General features: G+C 70.5%; 1 protein-coding gene. It reads left to right on the plus strand.

The genetic code is table 11. From position 1 onward, the window contains the following. Positions 1-1345: DUF802 domain-containing protein (locus DBR34_RS24485; protein ID WP_258224227.1), on the plus strand; the 1345-nt coding region annotated here is incomplete at both ends.

Genomic DNA, 1345 nt, shown 5'->3' on the forward strand with positions numbered 1-1345 from the left:
CCAACGCGCGCTTGGCCTGCTGGATGCGCTGTCGTCGCGTCTGGCGGCCAACGTGGATCACTGGGCCACCGCACAGGCGGCGCAGGAGCAGACCCATCAGGCGCTCACCGCCGATCTGCGGCAGACGCTGCAGCAGTTCAGCGACAGCCATGACCAGCATGCCCTGCGCCTGCTGGATGGGGTGGCGCAGCGCCTGGACGCCAGCGCCGACAGCTGGACCACCGCCCAGGCCGCGCAACAGCGCACCAACGAAGCGCTGGTGGTGGAACTGTGCGACGCACTGGCCCGCTTCACCGACCAGCACCAGCAGCAGGCCGGCAGCCTGGCCGACACCCTGGCCAGCCGTCTGGACGCCACGGCCGAGCGCTGGAACAGCAGCCAGGAGAGCCAGCAGCAGGCCCATGCCGCGCTGATTGGCGGGCTGGACAGCACGTTGCAGGTCTTCACCCAGACCCACGACGCACGTGCCAGCGCCCTGCTTGAGACGCTCGCCGATCGCCTGGACGCCAGCACGCGCAGCCACGCCGACGCGTGGCGCGATGCATTGGCCCAGCAGGCAGCCACGCATGCGAGCAGCGCCGCGCGCAACGAGCAGGCACTGACCGCCGTGGCTGGCAGCTTCGATACACATGCGCGCACCCTCGCCGAGACGATGCAGCACGCGCACACCACCCTGCAGGACGCGCTGGAAGCGCGCGACGGGCAGCGCCTCGCTGCCTGGAGCGAGGCGTTCGGCACGCAGTCGACTGCGCTGGCCCAGCAGTGGGCGCAGACCGGCGAACAGGTGGCGCGCCGCCAGCAGGACATCTGCGAGACCCTGTCGCGGACCGCGCAGGAGATCACCACCCAGACCCAGGCCCACGCCAGCGACACCATCGCCGAAATCTCGCGGCTGGTGCAGGTGGCCTCGGAGGCACCGAAGGCCGCCGCCGACGTGGTGGCCGAGCTGCGCCAGAAGCTGTCTGACAGCATGGTCCGCGATACCGCCATGCTGGAAGAGCGCAGCCGTCTGCTGGCCACGCTGGAAACGCTGCTGGATGCGGTCAACCATGCCTCCACCGAGCAGCGCACTGCTGTCGATGCACTGGTGACCACCTCGGCCGACCTGCTCGACCGGGTGGGTACGCGCTTCACCGACCACCTCGCCACCGAAACCGGCAAGCTGGGCGAGGTTGCCGCGCAGGTCACCGGCAGCGCGGTGGAAGTGGCGGCACTGGCCGACGCATTCGGCGGCGCCATGGAGGTGTTCGGCAGCGCCAGCAGCGGGCTGGGCGACCGCCTCGCGCAGATCAGCGGCGCGCTCGATGCCTCGCTGGCACGCAGCGACGAACAGCTGGCCTATTAC

Source organism: Stenotrophomonas sp. HMWF003, assembly GCF_003061285.1.
GTDB lineage: Bacteria > Pseudomonadota > Gammaproteobacteria > Xanthomonadales > Xanthomonadaceae > Stenotrophomonas > Stenotrophomonas maltophilia_AP.